Origin of the sequence: Streptomyces sp. NPDC048416, from assembly GCF_043200435.1 — a bacterium.
Classification (GTDB): domain Bacteria; phylum Actinomycetota; class Actinomycetes; order Streptomycetales; family Streptomycetaceae; genus Streptomyces.
In genome coordinates this window covers 1-15,068 of the sequence record NZ_JBICXU010000007.1, presented here as the reverse complement: position 1 = coordinate 15,068, position 15,068 = coordinate 1, and the positions used below count along the sequence as shown (strand labels likewise).

The 15,068-nt window shown below is 70.5% G+C and carries 13 protein-coding genes; 5 read left to right on the top strand and 8 right to left on the bottom strand.

The genetic code is table 11. The features are described from left to right. Positions 1 to 24 precede the first annotated feature (24 nt). The 6 genes from ACGFW5_RS11595 to ACGFW5_RS11570 form a co-directional block, all read right to left on the bottom strand. Complete coding sequence (locus tag ACGFW5_RS11595) at positions 25 to 807, bottom strand: SDR family NAD(P)-dependent oxidoreductase (RefSeq protein ID WP_393833987.1); 783 nt, start codon at positions 805 to 807, stop codon at positions 25 to 27. Continuing rightward, positions 804 to 1,877 (bottom strand): ornithine carbamoyltransferase, encoded by a 1,074-nt coding sequence (locus ACGFW5_RS11590; protein ID WP_393833986.1) that lies wholly within the window; start codon positions 1,875 to 1,877, stop codon positions 804 to 806. The genes ACGFW5_RS11595 and ACGFW5_RS11590 overlap by 4 nt, the downstream gene beginning before the upstream one ends. A 4-nt stretch (positions 1,878 to 1,881) precedes the next feature. After that, on the bottom strand, positions 1,882 to 3,366 hold the full coding sequence (locus ACGFW5_RS11585; protein WP_393833985.1) for an APC family permease: 1,485 nt from the start codon (positions 3,364 to 3,366) through the stop codon (positions 1,882 to 1,884). Continuing rightward, positions 3,306 to 4,169, bottom strand: coding sequence for an ArpA protein (locus tag ACGFW5_RS11580; protein WP_393833984.1), 864 nt, complete (start codon positions 4,167 to 4,169; stop codon positions 3,306 to 3,308). The genes ACGFW5_RS11585 and ACGFW5_RS11580 overlap by 61 nt, the downstream gene beginning before the upstream one ends. A gap of 469 nt (positions 4,170 to 4,638) precedes the next feature. After that, positions 4,639 to 5,145 (bottom strand): GNAT family N-acetyltransferase, encoded by a 507-nt coding sequence (locus ACGFW5_RS11575; protein ID WP_393834232.1) that lies wholly within the window; start codon positions 5,143 to 5,145, stop codon positions 4,639 to 4,641. 275 nt (positions 5,146 to 5,420) lie between these two features. Then, entirely contained in the window at positions 5,421 to 5,927 is a 507-nt protein-coding gene (locus ACGFW5_RS11570) for a carboxymuconolactone decarboxylase family protein (RefSeq protein WP_393833983.1), read from the bottom strand. A gap of 196 nt (positions 5,928 to 6,123) precedes the next feature. Here ACGFW5_RS11570 and ACGFW5_RS11565 point away from each other — a divergent pair, with 196 nt between their 5' ends. From ACGFW5_RS11565 to ACGFW5_RS11555, 3 genes are all read left to right on the top strand, one after another. Continuing rightward, a complete protein-coding gene (locus tag ACGFW5_RS11565) occupies positions 6,124 to 6,363 on the top strand; it encodes a hypothetical protein (RefSeq protein WP_393833982.1) in 240 nt (79 codons plus the stop codon). Further along, positions 6,363 to 6,737: a toxin Doc gene (locus ACGFW5_RS11560; RefSeq protein ID WP_393833981.1), complete on the top strand. Its 375-nt coding sequence runs from the start codon at positions 6,363 to 6,365 to the stop codon at positions 6,735 to 6,737. The genes ACGFW5_RS11565 and ACGFW5_RS11560 overlap by 1 nt, the downstream gene beginning before the upstream one ends. A 213-nt stretch (positions 6,738 to 6,950) precedes the next feature. Next, positions 6,951 to 9,092 carry a hypothetical protein gene (locus ACGFW5_RS11555; protein ID WP_393833980.1) on the top strand — a complete coding sequence of 714 codons (2,142 nt, stop codon included), beginning with the start codon at positions 6,951 to 6,953 and terminating at the stop codon, positions 9,090 to 9,092. A 61-nt stretch (positions 9,093 to 9,153) separates the two neighbouring features. Here ACGFW5_RS11555 and wecB read toward each other — a convergent pair whose 3' ends face one another. Beyond that, entirely contained in the window at positions 9,154 to 10,344 is a 1,191-nt protein-coding gene (gene wecB, locus ACGFW5_RS11550; protein ID WP_393833979.1) for a non-hydrolyzing UDP-N-acetylglucosamine 2-epimerase, read from the bottom strand. Positions 10,345 to 10,359: 15 nt separating this feature from the next. Beyond that, positions 10,360 to 11,775, bottom strand: coding sequence for a glycosyltransferase family 2 protein (locus ACGFW5_RS11545; protein ID WP_393833978.1), 1,416 nt, complete (start codon positions 11,773 to 11,775; stop codon positions 10,360 to 10,362). A 355-nt stretch (positions 11,776 to 12,130) separates the two neighbouring features. Between ACGFW5_RS11545 and ACGFW5_RS11540 the strand changes: the two genes are divergently transcribed. Together ACGFW5_RS11540 and ACGFW5_RS11535 are read left to right on the top strand one after the other, a co-directional pair. Then, positions 12,131 to 12,766 (top strand): TetR/AcrR family transcriptional regulator, encoded by a 636-nt coding sequence (locus tag ACGFW5_RS11540; RefSeq protein ID WP_393833977.1) that lies wholly within the window; start codon positions 12,131 to 12,133, stop codon positions 12,764 to 12,766. 109 nt (positions 12,767 to 12,875) lie between these two features. After that, on the top strand, positions 12,876 to 14,966 hold the full coding sequence (locus tag ACGFW5_RS11535) for a HelD family protein (RefSeq protein WP_393833976.1): 2,091 nt from the start codon (positions 12,876 to 12,878) through the stop codon (positions 14,964 to 14,966). Positions 14,967 to 15,068 lie beyond the last annotated feature (102 nt).

Below are 15,068 nucleotides of genomic sequence, written 5' to 3'. Positions count from 1 at the left end.
CCCGACCGTCAGCGTGGTCGGCGGTTACAGCGTGCCGCCGCCGTCCACCGTCAGGACCGCGCCCGTGACGAAGGAGGCGTCCTCACCGAGCAGGTAGCGCACGGCGTCGGCGATCTCGCTCGGCTCGCCGATGCGTCCCAGGGGGCGGTCGGCCGCCTCCGCGTAGAACTCGCCGACCGGACGGCCGAGTTGACGTGCCTCGCGTTCCAGCATGGGGGTGCGCACATCTCCCGGAGCCACACAGTTGGCGCGGATGCCCACCGACGCGTGGTCCAGGGCCATGGCCTGCGTCAGCATCACCACCCCCGCCTTCGCCGCGCAATAGGCGGCGGCTCGGCGGCCCGCGCGCAGCCCCCAGCCCGAGGCGATGGTGACGATGGCGCCCCCGCCCGCGTTCGCCAGATGGGGCACCGCCGCCCGGCAGGTCAGGAAGACCGAGTCCAGGTTGTCCTCGAAGGTGGCCCGCCAGTCGGCGGGCGTGAGCTCCGTGATGTCGCCCCGCCGGATACTGCCCGCCACCGTGCACAGACCATGCAGCGCACCGAAGCGCCCCACCACGGATTCGAGCAGCAACTCGACGTCCTTGGGCCGGGACAGGTCGCAGGGGAACGGCTCCGCCCGGCCGCCGGCCGACCGTACCTCCAGGGCGATCTCGCGGGCGGCCCCGGCGTCGCGGTCGGCGACCGCCAGGGTGGTGCGATGGTCGGCCAGCCGGCGGCAGACAGCCGCGCCGATACCTCCGGCCCCGCCGGTGACGAGCACGACGCGGTCCCTCTCCGCGCGCGGCGTGCCCTCCGTCGCGCTCATCGCCCGCTCCCCTCACCCGTAGTACGCGCCCCGCCGTCCGCCCCCGCGACCGGCCCCGGCCCGCTGCCCCCTCCGGTCTGGGAGCCCGGCCCGTGCGCTCCCGGAACGGAGCCCAGCACCATGGCGAGCAACGCCTTCTGGGCGTGCAGGCGGTTCTCGGCCTGGTCCAGGATCAAGGAGCGTGGCCCGTCCTTGACCTCGGCGTCCATCTCCTCACCGCGGTTGCTCGGCATGCAGTCCAGGAACGGAGCGTCGGGCGCGGCAAGCGCCATGAGGGGTTCGGTGACCCGCCACCGGTCCGCGAGCCGCGTCCGGGCCTGCCACTCGTCCTGCCCGCTCAATTGCAGCGACTTCCAGCTCTGTACGTAGACGGCATCCGCGCCGCGGACCGCCTCCGCCATGTCGTCGCAGAAGTCGAGCCGTGCCCCGGACGTGGCGGCGAGGGCGTGGGCCTCCTTGACGTACCTCTCGTCGAGATCGAAACCGGGCGGGTGGGCGAACGTGACGTGATGTCCGAGCAGCGCGGCGGCCAGCAACGAGGAGTGCAGCACGCCGGGGGTCTTCTGCCGTGAGGAGTACGCCCAGGTGTAGACGACCCGCCGCTCGGGAAGCCGCTCGCCGAACCGCTCGCGCAGGGTCAGCAGATCCGCGAGGACCTGGCAGGGGTGCTCCTCGTCGTCCAGGGCGTTGATGACCGGGACGGAGGAGTGCTCGGCCATGGTGTGCAGCCGCCGGTGCCCCGCCCCGTAGTCGGCCATGTCGTACCAGCGCACCACCAGGGCACTGAGGTAGCGGCTCAGGACACCGGCCGTGTCCTCCACCGTCTCGTTGTTGGCCAGACGCAGTTCGTCGGGGCCGTAGGTGTAGCTGCGTCCGCCGAGTTGGGCGGCGGCCACCTGGAAGGAGACCCGGGTCCGGGTGGACGGAACGTGGAAGAGAAGTCCCAGGTCGGTACCGGTGAGGTAGGGGTGGGTGTCCTCTCCGCCCTTCATGCGCTCGGCGAGATCGAGCAGAGCGCGCAGTTCGACGGGGGAGAAGTCGGTCATTCCGAGTATGTGGCGGCCTAACACGGCGTCACCTCTCTCGTTGGTCGTGCCTCGGTTGGTCGTGCCTCGGTTGGTCGTGCCGCGGTTCGTTGTGCCGCGGGTGGAGGTCTCTCGGATGGTGGTCGCTCGGATGGTGGTCGCTCGGATGGTGGTGTTGCGGTGGGGTGTCGTGAGGGGTGTCCTGCGGGGCGCGCGGTGGTGTGCGCCCGGCGTGCGCGCGAGGGGTGGTCGCTCCGTGTGCGCGGCCCCGCTCCCGCCTGGTCAGCCATGACTCGACGAGCATCGCCACGGCGAACATGGCGGCCGCGTAGCCGACGCTGACGCCCATGAACGGCAGCATCAACACCGTTACGGCGGCGACCAGATAGTTCGTCCAGCGCATCGGCCCGGTCCGCACGAGCCGCACGGCGGAGAGGAAGGCGAGCAGGAAGACCAGGAGGTAGGCGGCGGACGACGCCTTGATCAGGACCGACTCGTTGGAGTCGGTGGCCGCGAGGAGGCCGAGGGTGAGGCTGTAGCCGGGCACCAGGGCGAGAACGGCACGGGACGGCGTCCCGGTACGGGGCGAGATCCGGCTCAGGCCGCGCGGGACGATGCCTTCGCGGGCCAGTGCGAAGACGACCCGGGACGTGCCGAGGCACCAGGCGTTCGTGGTGAGAACCAACAGGACGGACGCCACCAGATACGCGGCGGTGGTGTGGTCGCCACCCAGGGCGGTCCGCACCAGCCGGGTGAAACCTGTCAGCCCCTCCTCGGTGTTCTGACCGGACGGCAGCGTGAGGGCGACGGTGAGCGCCATGGCGAAGTAGAGGACCCCCACCACGCAGACGGCGCAGAGGATGCCGCGGGGGAAGGTACGTGCGGGATCGCGCACCTCCTCCGCGATGGGAGCGGCGTTCTCCCACCCGATGAAGCCGAAGAAGCAGATCAGCAGAGAGTCGCCGAGGGCGGACCAGCCGTGCGGTGCGACGGGGGTGAGGCCTGCGGTGCTGCCCCGGGGGAGCGCCAGGACCATGACGGCACACAGCGCCCCGGTGACGACCACCAGCACGGCGAGCTGCACGCGTCCGCTGATTCTCACGCCGAGCAGGTTCAGCGCGACACAGGCGAGGATGACCACCGCCCCGGCCGCGAGCGACGTCCGGTTGGAGGCCCCCGGCGCCAGCGCGGCCACGAGGTAACGGCCGGCGATCAGTCCGAGTACGGGATTGGCCGCGAGCAGCGTCATCAGGAGGTAGAGCGCCGCGACCCGGCCCGCCCGCCTGCCGAAGGCGACCTCGACGAACTGCGCGACTCCCTTGCTCGTCGGGTGCAGCGTGGAGAGCCTGGCGAAGACGAGCGCGAACGGGTAGCTGTAGAGGATCAGGACGGCCCAGGCCAGCAGGGACAGCGGTCCGGCCGTGGTCCAGGCGAGCACCGGGATGACCAGGAGGCCCACCCCGAGGACGGAGGTCAGGTAGTGGACGACGAGCCCGGGGACTCCGATGTGCCGCCGCAGGACGCTCGCCGCCACTGGGAACTCTCCTGTTCGGTTCCGCGGGAGGGCGTGTCCCGGGCTCGTTCCGGTTCCGCCCACAGGGCGTCCATCGTCTCGTGGGACAGGGGTTTGACCAGATCGCGGCGCGCGGCGTACCCCATGTTCACGATGAGACGCCTTCCTCCGGTCACCGGATAGACGCGGTGCAGCGTTGTGTCGGACCGCAGGAAATACAGGTCGCCGGGCCGGAGCTCGACGGAGTGAATGGGCCGCGACACGAAGCTCCGGTGCAGCTGCGGATTCTCCTTGTCCCACTCCGTACGCGGTACGCACTGCACGAAACCGCCCTGCTCCAGCGGCGGGCAGTCGATCACCCACACGAGGGCGAAACTGTAGTCGTCCCAATGCCAGCCGTGGGTGTCGCCGGACTGGGCGAGTTCGGTAATGACGAATTGCTCAGGAGGATAAGGGCATGCGAGCACGTCTTCCCCCGCGATGGCGGACAGGGATTCCCTGAGTCCGGTGGAGGAATACACCCGCGGAAGGATCCGGCCGTGCTCGGCTATTTCGGCGCGGCGTACGTTGTGCATCCGCCGGGGCGTGCCGCCGGTCTCGGCGAACTCTCCCTCACGCCGCACCGCATGCCGGCCGATCAGCGATTCCGTCTCCTCCGCGATCAGCTTCTTGACGTCGTGCGGGGCGAGGAAACCCGTCTTCACGAAACCCTGCGTGAGGAAGGCGGACCTGGCCCGTTGCAGACGCAGCGGGGCGATCTCGTTGACAAGGTGGTGCTCCAGGGCGTCGACGACGCCGTCGGCGCGTTCACTTTCGTCGATCATGGCAATTCCGTTCCCCGATCTTCCCGGCGCGGCCGCCGTCAGGTTCCGGCCCGAAGCCTTACCTGATCCAGGGCCCTTCGGCCTTCGGCCATCGGTCATTCACCAGTGAACAGTGCGCTGCCCGAGGCATGTGTCGCAGAGGGGGAATTCACGCCACTCGGCGGTGGCTCGGATCCTTTCCGGCTTCAGCGGGGGATGAAAAGATCGACACCCGGTTCCGTTGACATGTGCCGCTGTTCTGTCGCGAGAAATTGGCTGGACACCGGATGGGCAAGGGGAATTGTGCCGCATCGCGCCCATCGGATGTCTATCATGAGCGCCGGTCCGGCTCCATGGCCGGCCCACGCCATTTCCGCGCTCGGCGGGCACGGGGTCCAGGCCGCGGAGAACGCCGCGTACTTGGCGCAGTGTGACCATGCGCTCAGAGTGTGCCCGCGCCCGGCCCGCCTGTGTCCGGCCCGCCCGCGCTCTACCGGCCTGGGTCCGGGTCCGGTACGCCCGCGCTCGCTTGCCGCACCATGAAGACGTCGACGGGATCCTGCGCCTCCACAAAGAAGCCGTGACGTTCGTACAGCCGCCGGGCGGCGCTGCCTTGCAGGACGTTCAGGCGCACCGGCACGCCTTCGGCATCGGTCCGCCGCAACACGCTGCGCAGCACGGCGGATCCGAGGCCCCGGCCCTGGAGCGCCGGAACGAGATAGAAGTGCTCAAGCCACCGCCCGTCCTCGGCCGGGCGCACCGCGACGCAGCCCGCGAAGGTGCCTTCGGCGACGACGACCGAGGTGTGCCGCGGGGAGAAGGCGTCGCGCAACCGTTGGCGGACCCGGTGCTCGCCGTAGCGTCCGAGGCGTTCCAGGTCCGGGCGCATCACGACGGCTCGAAGCTCGACGATGGGCTCGACATCCGCGGATCGCGCGGAACGGAACACCCACTCCACCGGCCGGCCCGCCCCGGCCGGCGGCACGCTCGGCGCCATCCGTATCTCGCGCGTCCCCGCGGTCGCATCCATGGCGCGGAGTATGCCAAGGGTGCCTGGCGACCACGCACGCGGGGCAGTTGGGCGGGCAGCTTCGCTTTCACGGGTGGCCGGTACATTCCCGCCCTGCGTCCGGCGTCCTGCGTCCGGTGCCCGACTCCCGCCGCCCGACGTCCCCTCTCGGCCGGGCGCCGGGGCCGGACGCACCGGACCGCGGGAGGCCCGGGACCCGGAACCCGGGACGGGGCCAGAAGTGCCGGCAGGGCGGGGGCGATTCAGCTCCAGGGTGCCGTGAACGACCGCCCGGGTACCGGCTTGGCGATGAGCGCCACCGCGATGAAGAAGTTGACCTGCCCGATCGCGAACATCAACGTGGCCAGCGCCCTGGGCTCGTAGTGCCCGGAGGCTTCGGCGTACAGCGCGTCCGAGACCCGTTCTTCGCCGCTCGACGGCTGGAGTACGGCCTCCACGAGTGCGAGCGCCGCCCGCTCGGCGCCGGTGAAGTACGGAGAGTCGTGCCAGGACGCCACCGACGTGATCCGCTCCTCCGACTCGCCCGCCTTGCGCAGAAAACCCGTGTGCAGAACGGTCAGGTAGGTGCTGCCGACGATCTGACCGGCCCGCAACTGGACCAGGCTGATCGTCGAGCGTGGCACCGAGCCGTTGCCGGTGACCTTGAACAGCGCCGCCGACACATCGGCCAGTTCGGGGACGAGCTGCGCGGGGTCGTCGGACATCCGCGGGGCCATCGGTACCTCATCGGTGATCGAGCGCGTTTCCATGACCGTCTCCTCAGTGTTGTCGCGTTGCCTTCACCGCACTGACCCTTCACGGCCGGGACATGTGACAGGCGGGACACGTCTCGACAAAGACCCGCTTCGGTTGACGGTGCGCGAACCCGAAACAGACGCAGCAAGCACGAGGGCCCCCGGAGCCGCCCCATGGCAGAGCAGGTACCAACTAGGTACCATCATCGGTATGCCGTCCTTGAACATCACCTTCACCGACGAAGAACTCGAAGCGGTGCGGGCCGCCGCGGCCTCCGAGGGCAAATCGCTGAAGCAGTACGTCCACGATCTGCCGTTGCGGGAACAGCAGCGTCTGCAATTCGTCCGGTACGCGCTCTCGTGGGGCGAGCAGCAGCGTGCCGAGTTCGACGACGCCTTTCCCGACGAGGCGCCGCCCGGGTCTCGCAACCAGGGGGTGGATGCCGCCTGATGGCCCTTTACATCGACGTGCCGTGGCTGCTTGACGTGCAGGAACAGGCCGTGCCCGAAGACGTGAGCGTCGCCGACTACTCCGCGCTCGTCGCGGCCGTGGCCCGCCACAGGACCCGCATCCCCCGCCCCGCGACAGCCGACCCCGAGCCCGCCTGGCGGGCCGCCGCCCTGCTGCACACCCTGGTACGGCTCCAGCCGCTGCCGCACCGCAACAGCCTGTACGCCTGCCAGGTGACGGCCGCGTACATGTATGCCTCCGGCGAGGGCATCGACCCGCCCTACGGCGCCATGGTCGACCTCGTACGCGACATCCAGGCCGGCAAGGTGAGCGTGTATCAGGCCGCCGACCGCATTCGCGCCTGGCGCATTTGACGGGGACGGGGACGGGGGGACCGGGGGCGGGGCCGAGCGGGCCGCCGGGCTGGGGGCGACGCGAACTGCTTCAATTCTCCCGATGTCGCGTACGTCGTGTTCACCACCCCTGCCGCCGCCACTGCCCCTGCCACCCCTGCCACCGCTGTCCGCCGCTGAACCGAACGCGGGTGACGGGTGAACGTGTGGCTGCTCGCCATGAGCATCGCCTTCGTGGGCATCGGCGCCTGCGCGGTCCTCGCGACGGAGGCATCTGTCCGGATCCACGACCTTCCTGTCCTGCTCAGCACCTGGGCGCTCGCCGGCTTCACCCTCGTCAGCCTCGGTGCGGGCGGCCTGCTCGGCATCTACCGGCCTGTCCCCCTCACGGTGGGGGCGGCGGTATGCGCGGTGCTCTGCTGGTGCCCGGCGCTCAATACCGCCCGGCACCGGCCGTCGTGCCGTGTGCCGGCCAACCTCCGGCTGCTCCGCGCCGCCGTGAGCTTCACGGCCCGTCGCTCCTGGCGCCACCCGGTGACCGCACTGGTGGTCCTGGTCACGGTCGCGGTGTACGGGCTGCGGGCCTGGCTCTCGCTGCGCTTGCCCGCCGGGGACTACGACGGACTGATGTACCACCTCGTCGGGCCCGACAAATGGATCCAGGCCGGTCGTCTGGTGCACACCCCGGAGAGTCTCTGGGCCGACGCCTATCCCATGGGCGTGGAACTCCTCGCGGCATGGCCGGCGGTCTACCTGCGAACCGTCCAGTACGCACCGCTGGCGCAGCTGCCCTGTTACCTGCTCGGAGGGCTCAGCGTTCTCTCCCTGGCCCGCCGGCTGGGAGCGCGCCGCAGTCATGCTGTTCTTGCCGGTTGTGCGTTCCTGCTCACCCCTGCGGTCTTCGCCCAGGCCAACAGCTTGTACGTGGATGCCGGCTCCGCCTCATTCGCTCTGGCGGCGGTCAGCCTGGCAGCCGGGCTGAGCGAGTGCGCGGCGACGGCGAGGCCGCAGAGGCAGATTCTGCTGCGCTCGGCAGCGACCGGGTTGGCCACCGGGCTTGCGGTGGGCTCCAAATCCAGCAATCTCGTCGTCCTGCCCCTGGTCGCGCTCGTACTTCTCTCCCAGCTGCGGCGGCTCAGGAGGCGCAGGTCCCTGCCCGGGAGCCTCGTCGGCAGTGCGGTCGGCGCATTCACCGTGCCTGTGCTGGCGGTCGGCTCGTGGTGGTATCTGAGGACCTGGATCGCGTACGGAAGTCCCTTCTATCCGGTGAGCCTGCTGGGATTCCCGGGCCGTGGCTCGGCCGAAGAGGTGGTGGTCGGCGGCAATGTGCCGATGGCGCTCCGCGGTGCCGGAAAGCTCTCGCAGATCTGGACCTCGTGGGTGGACGGCCTGTACATCCACCACATCGGCTACGACATTCGCCTCGGCGGTTTGGGGCCGACGTGGACGCTGATGGTCGTGCCGGGTGCCCTGGTCGGACTGGTCCTCTGGTTGCGAAACGGGCAGCGGCGCGGGCCCGGGGGAGTTCTGGCGCTTGCCGCGCTGGTGGTGGTGGCCGCCAGCCCGGCTTCGTGGTGGGGCCGGTACGTCCTGGTCGGCGTCGGTGCGCTCATGCCGCTGGCCGCCCATGCCCTCACCTGTCTGTCGCGGGCCCGTTCCGGCGGGCATCTGCCCCGGCTGCTGGCTGTCGGTATCAGAGCGTCCGCAGCCGGGCTCCTGGTGCTCACGTCCTGGTGGGGACAGTCGACATTGCCGATCAGCACGAATCAGGATCCGAGCGTGCCGGGCCCGGACGGTCTCTTTTCTCCCCTGCGCACAGTCCTCGACGTGGCTGACCGGCCTGATGCCGCTTCCCAGGTCTGGCCCTGGTTCGGATACCGCGCGCTGTCCACGGTGCCTGATGGCTCTGCCATCGCTCTGCTCCCGAGCAATGTGCAGCCCTTCCTGCACCCGCTGGTCGGCTCCCGGATGCAGCGCCGCATCACCTTGCTCAAGAACCCATTGACCTCGGGTGAGCTCGCCCAGCAGATGCGCACGGCGGGAGCGCGCTACGTCCTCCTCGACGGCGTGGGCCCTGCCCAGCAGCTGGCGTTGTCGGCACGCAACGACCCCACGCACTTTCGTGTCGTGAACCAGCGCGATGAGCGTATCTACGATGCCGACTTGTATGAGCTCGGCGCTTTCCCCACCGCCTGCGGGGCCGCTGGAAGCAACCTGTCGAGCAAGGCAGTTCACCGGTCGGACGGCCAGGTGGAGTTGACCGGAGAGTTGCTGGACGGGTGCGGCGGCCCGGTCCCCGCAACCAGCGGCCTCGAACATCCTCGCCCCCGAAGGGTTCGGCAGGACATGAAGTCGATCAGACCGAGGCGCGGCTGAGAACCCGCAGCCGCTCGCTCGGGCCGGCAGCTGCCGCGCCCCTTCATGGGATGCGTCCGATTCATGACGGGGCCGCCGTGGCTCCTGCTCTCGGCGAGGGGCGGGCGGCCGGTGAAGCCGGCGGTGGCACCGCAGCAGCATGCGCGCCGAACGCGGTGGCCAGCTGCGCGACGATGCGTGTGGAGGCGTGGCCGTCGCCGAAGGGGTTTCGTGCGGTCGCCATCCGCGCGTAGGCCGCGCGGTCGTCCAGCAGAGCGACTGCCGCGTTCACGATGGCTTCGGGCTCGGTGCCCACCAGCTTCGCGACACCGGCCTCCACCGCCTCAGCCCGCTCAGTGGTCGTCCGCAGGATCAGGACCGGTTTGCCGAGGGTCGGCGCTTCCTCCTGGATGCCACCCGAGTCGGTCAGCACGAGGTCGCAGGCGGCCAGGGTGGCGGAGAAGTCGGGGTAGTCCAGGGGCTCCACCACACGGATGCCCGGGTGTCCGGTGAGCTCGGGCAACAGCGTCTCCCGGACGGCCGGGTTCTTGTGCAGCGGCACAAGGATCTCGACGTCGCCCCGGTCGGCGAGCCGGCGGACCGCTCTGCCCATGCCCCGCATGACGTCGCCCTGGTTCTCCCTGCGGTGCAGCGTGAGGAGGACGCGCCGCAGACCGGTGGCGAAGTGGCTGGTGCCGGTGTCCTCGGCCAGGACCCACAGCAGGTTGTCGACGACGGTGTTACCGGTGATGAACACCGCGGACTCCGGAACGCCCTCGGCCCGTAGATGTTCCGCGGCGCGGGGTGTGGGCGCGAAGTGCCAGCGTGCCATCCCCGCGATGAGCGTCCGGTTGAGTTCCTCCGGAAAGGGGTTGTCCAAAACGCCGGTGCGCAGGCCCGCCTCTACGTGTGCCACAGGCACGCGCTCGTAGCAGGCGCCGAGGGCGCCGGTCAGCGCGGTCGTCGTGTCGCCCTGGACCACAACGAGGTCGGGGCGCCGCTCGCGGATCACCTCACCCAGAGCGTCGATCAACCGAGCTGTCAGAGTCGACAGTTGCTGGCGCTCGCGCATCATGTCGAGCTCGATACGGTCGCCCACCTGGAGCAGGTCCAGCATCTGGTGAAGTATTTCGCGGTGTTGCCCGGTGGTCACCACGATCGGTTCGAACAGCGGGGAGGCGGCCATCGCGCGGGCCACGGGCGCCAGTTTGATCGCCTCGGGCCGGGTACCGAGGACGAGCATGGCTCGCACGGGCGCACTGATCGGGGGCATGGATCTCCGTACTGCTCAGTGTCCGCGACTGTTCTGCCGGGCGCCGAGAGCGCCTTCCTGGAGCACGGTGTCGCGGCGGCCGACCGCACGGTCGTACGGCGCTGCCGCGGTGCCGTTCGTGGCCACGGGGGCCTCCTCGGCACGCTCGGTCTTGGTCCAGGTTGTGCGCAGGGTGAGCATGCGGCCCACGGCCCGCCAGCCCGCGATGAAGCTGACGTAGTTCCACAGCACCTGGGCCTGGGAGTAGAGGAGGCACTTCCACAGGGGCAGATCGTCCGTGCGCCGCCAGTACACCAGCGCCAGGGTCAGATATCCGGCGAAGGCCAGCACGTAACACCCCAGACCGCTGAGGATGCGCACCCACCAAGGGCCGTCCGCCACAGCCGACAGCTCGGGTCCGTGCCCCCACGCGAGGCGAAGGAGGAGGTACTGCTGGGCCAGCGACCAGGGCAGGGTGATCAGGTAGGGGATGAGCAGATAGCCCGTGAGCTCGATCCGGGTCTTTCGCCGGATACCGGAGCTCGCCCACAGCTCGGGCACACGCGCGATGGCGCTCATATGTCCCTGGTACCAGCGGGTGCGCTGGCGCAGCAGGCGGCGCGGGTCGGTCAAACCTTGCTGGGACACGTAGGCGCCCGTCGTGGAGGTCACCGTCCAGCCGCGCACGGCGAGACTGATCCCCAGATCCAGGTCCTCGGTCAACGAATCCGACCAGGGCCGCTCACCGACACCGTCCAGCGCGGACAGACGGGTGAACTGACCGTTGCCACCCATACTCACCGACCCGCTCGCCACCCGGCCGAACTGGCTGATCGCACTCAGCCCCCAGAACTCGAAGTCCTGGAACCGCAGCGCCACATGCCCGCGGCCACGGATCCGCACCGCCAGCTGGACACCGCCCACCTCCGGCGCCTCGAAAAGTGCGGCCACGCGCGCGGCAGCTCGCGGAGTCATGCGGCCGTCGGCGTCGAGCACGCACACCAGCACCCGTGCGGGATCCAGGCCCTCCTCCCGCACGCGGCATCGCACATGACGCAGACCGGTGTTGAGGGCGGCGCCCTTCCCCCGCCGGGCCTCCGGCACGATCCGCTGTACCACTGCGACCCGGCCGCCACCGGCGGCTTCCGCGAGGAGGGCCGTGTCGTCGTCGCTGCCGTCGTCAATGACGACCGCCCGCACCCCGGGCTGAAGCTCGCGCAGGCAGCGAACCGTATGCGCGATGACCCGCGCCTCGTTGAGGCACGGAACAAGGACGAACACATCCCAGCCGGGCGGCAGGTCGACGGGCGTCTCCGCCTTCCGTGCGAGCTGCCCCCGCAGCGACGCATCGCAGCGGCGCGCGAGCAAGACGCCACTGACGAAGGGCCCGTTGTACGCCAGCGTGATCACGATGACGACGAGCCCGACGTTGCGCACAATCGCGTCCAACAAGGTCACAAGGCGCCTTTCATTCCACCTGGGGGGGGTGGCCACCTACCTGGCCCCGAGTGCATCGGAGGCTGGGCGAAGAGCGGGGCTGCGACTCCCGGCCGAAGGCCGACGACTTCCCCCTCGCCGAGCGGGGACCATGTTCGCGCACTGTCAGTAATTGAGCAAATGCGTTACGTGTTCAGAGGGTGTGTCACCGCGCCGGTGCGTCAGGACCAGCACGAGCCGCACCGGCGCGGTCGCGCCGCGGTACATGCGCACCTCTTCGCGCTCTGGCCAGGAACCCGAAGACTTCAGGTGCGCGAAGCCCCGGCACGATGCAACTTCCTCCCTGCGCCCGGGCCCGTACGCTCGTCGCATGGGCAGTGAGATGGGTTTGCGGGAGCGCAAGAGGCAGCAGACGTACCAGTCGGTGTCGGACACGGCGGTCGCGCTGTTTTTGGAGCGCGGTTTCGACGGGGTCTCGGTCGCGGAGGTGGCGGCCGCGGCGGGGATCTCCAAGCCGACGCTTTTCCGCTATTTCCCGGCCAAGGAGGACCTGGTGCTGCACCGGTTCGCCGACCACGAGGACGAGGCGGCCCGCGTCGTCGCCGCGGGCCGTGCGGACGGACTCGCGGCGTTGCCCGCCCTGCACGCCCGCTTCCGTGAGGGGCTGGAGCGCCACGACCCGGTGACCGGCCTCAACGACAACCCGCATGTGCTGGCCTACCACGGCCTGCTGTACGGGACCCCCAGTCTGGTGGCCCGGCTCTACGGCTACCAGGACCGGTCGGAGCGGGCGCTGGCCGGCGAACTCGGCGACGGGCTCGGCGCACGCGTCGCGGCCGGGCAGATCATCGCCGTGCAGCGGATCCTTGCGATGGAGAACTGGCGCCGGATCGCGGCAGGTGAGAGCGCCGCGGCCGGGTACGCGCAGGCGGTCGAGGCGGCGGACCAGGCGTTCGGGCAGCTGAGTGAGGGGCTGGGCGGTCAGTACGGCGAGACGGGCCGCTGAGGGGAACCGTGCCGGGCGGCGTCCGGGGGGAGGCGAGGGCGGGACCAGCCCGCCTCCCATGGATCGTTACCGAGTAAAAAATGTAACCGAGTTACGGTATTCTGCCGTCATGACGTCACTCGATCGCGAACTCGACCAGGAGCGCGCCTACCACGACACCTGCCGTATGGCCCTGACCGCCATGGCCGAGGGCGCCGGGCATCGCGTCGTCATCGGCGAGAACGCCTTCGCCTCGGGCGCCGACGCCGAAGTCCTCGGCTACCAACTCCGCAGCTGGGCCAAGGAGTTGCGGGAAATGCCGGAAGGCCCCCTGTTTTTCGGGCGGCTGAGCTTCGATGCCTCGGCCGACGCCGACCACGCCGGCCAGAGCTACCACATCGGCCGCCGCCGCATCAGCGAACACCCCTCGGCCCCGCCTCTCGTCGTCGACTGGCGCGCCCCCGTCTCGCGCCGCTTCTACCAGGCGAGCGCCCGTGACCCCCAGGGGGTCGAGGTCCGTCGCCGGTTCGGCTGGGCCCAGGGCAGCCGGGGCGCCGCCGTCGATCTGACCGGCCTGGAGGACGAGCGCCTGACGGCGGGGGAGGCGAGCGGGGTCGGCGCGATCCTCACCGGAGAGATCGAGCGCCCCCGCGTCGGCCCCATGCGGGACATCGCGGCCACGATCCAGCCCGACCAGGACGACCTCGTACGGTCCGAACTGGCCCAGTCCATCTGCGTCCAGGGCGCCCCCGGCACCGGCAAGACCGCCGTCGGCCTGCACCGCGCGGCCTACCTGCTCTACACCTACCCGCAACGCGTCCAGCGCCGCGGCCTCCTGGTGCTCGGCCCCAACCGCACCTTCCTCGGCCATGTCTGCGAAGTTCTTCCCGCGCTCGGCGAGAACGACATCCGCCAGTCGACCGTGGACGAGGAAGTGGTGCGCGAGACCCGAGGCCGCGAGGTGCGGGCGGTCGACGAACCGGAGGCGGCGCTCGTCAAGCACGACGTGCGCATGGCCGAGGTGCTGCGCCGCGCCCTGTACAGCCGAGTCACGCACCCCCTCAACGGGCTGGCGCTGCGCGAGGGTCCCCACACCTGGCGGGTGTCGCGGAGCCGGCTCGTGTCGATCGTCGACGCGGTGCGGGCCGAGGCGCCGCCGTACGCCATCGGGCGGGAGCGGGTGCGCAGCCGCGCGGTCCGGGAGATGCAACTCCAGGCGGAGTCCCGGTCCGGCCCCGTGAACCACACCTGGCTCCAGAAGATCACCAGGGCGCGGCCGATGACGGAGTACGTGGACACGGTGTGGCCCAGGGTGAAGCCGCAGGAGGTGCTGGCGGACCTGTTCACGGACCCCGACGCCCTGGCCACGGCTGCCGACGGCGTCCTGGACGCGGCCGAGCAGAAGGCACTGCTGTGGGTGAAGCCGCCGCGGTCGTGGAAGTCCGCCCCGTGGTCGGCGGCCGACCTGGTGCTGCTCGACGAGGTGTCCGGCCTCATCGAGCACCCGGAGGGCTACGGGCACATCGTCGTCGACGAGGCGCAGGACCTGTCCCCGATGCAGTGCCGGGCGATCGCGCGGCGCGCGGCATTCGGCTCGCTCACGGTGCTCGGCGATCTGGCCCAGGGCACCACCCCGTGGGCGGCGCGCGACTGGCCGGGACAGCTGGCCCATCTGGGCAAGCCGGACGCCGCCGTGGTGCCGCTGACGACGGGGTTCCGGGTGCCGGCCGCCATCGTCGAGCTGGCCAACGGGCTGCTCCCCGCGCTCGACGTGGACGTACCGCCGGGCCAATCCCTGCGCACCGACGGCCAGTTGAGCCGCCGACGCGTCATGGACCCGCAGGACCTGGCCCGGTCAGTGGTGGACGCGGTGCGGGCGGCGCTGAGCGGGGAGGGGTCGGTGGGCGTCATCGCCGCCGACCGCGACGTGCCCGCGCTGCGTACGGCGCTCACCGAGGCCGGCCTCGACGCGGTCGGCGGGGCCCGCGTCACCCTGCTGCCCGCGACGTTGGCCAAAGGCCTCGAATTCGACCACGTCGTGGCCGTCGAACCGGCCGAGATCGCGGCGTCCGAGGAGCGCGGCCTGCACCGGCTGTACGTGGTCCTGACGCGCGCGGTGTCGGCCCTTGAGATCGTCCACTGCCGACCCCTGCCGCGCGAGCTGGCGGACCTCGACCGCCGGGTCGGCTCTTCGAAGTCCCTTCCGGCCGACGCCACTTGAAGCCACTCCCTAGGGGGTGTCTGGTGGATCATGGCCGGGGGTGCGGCGCCTGGCACGGCACCTCGCGGCGTTGCCGAAACGCCCCGATAGCTCCGCTATCAC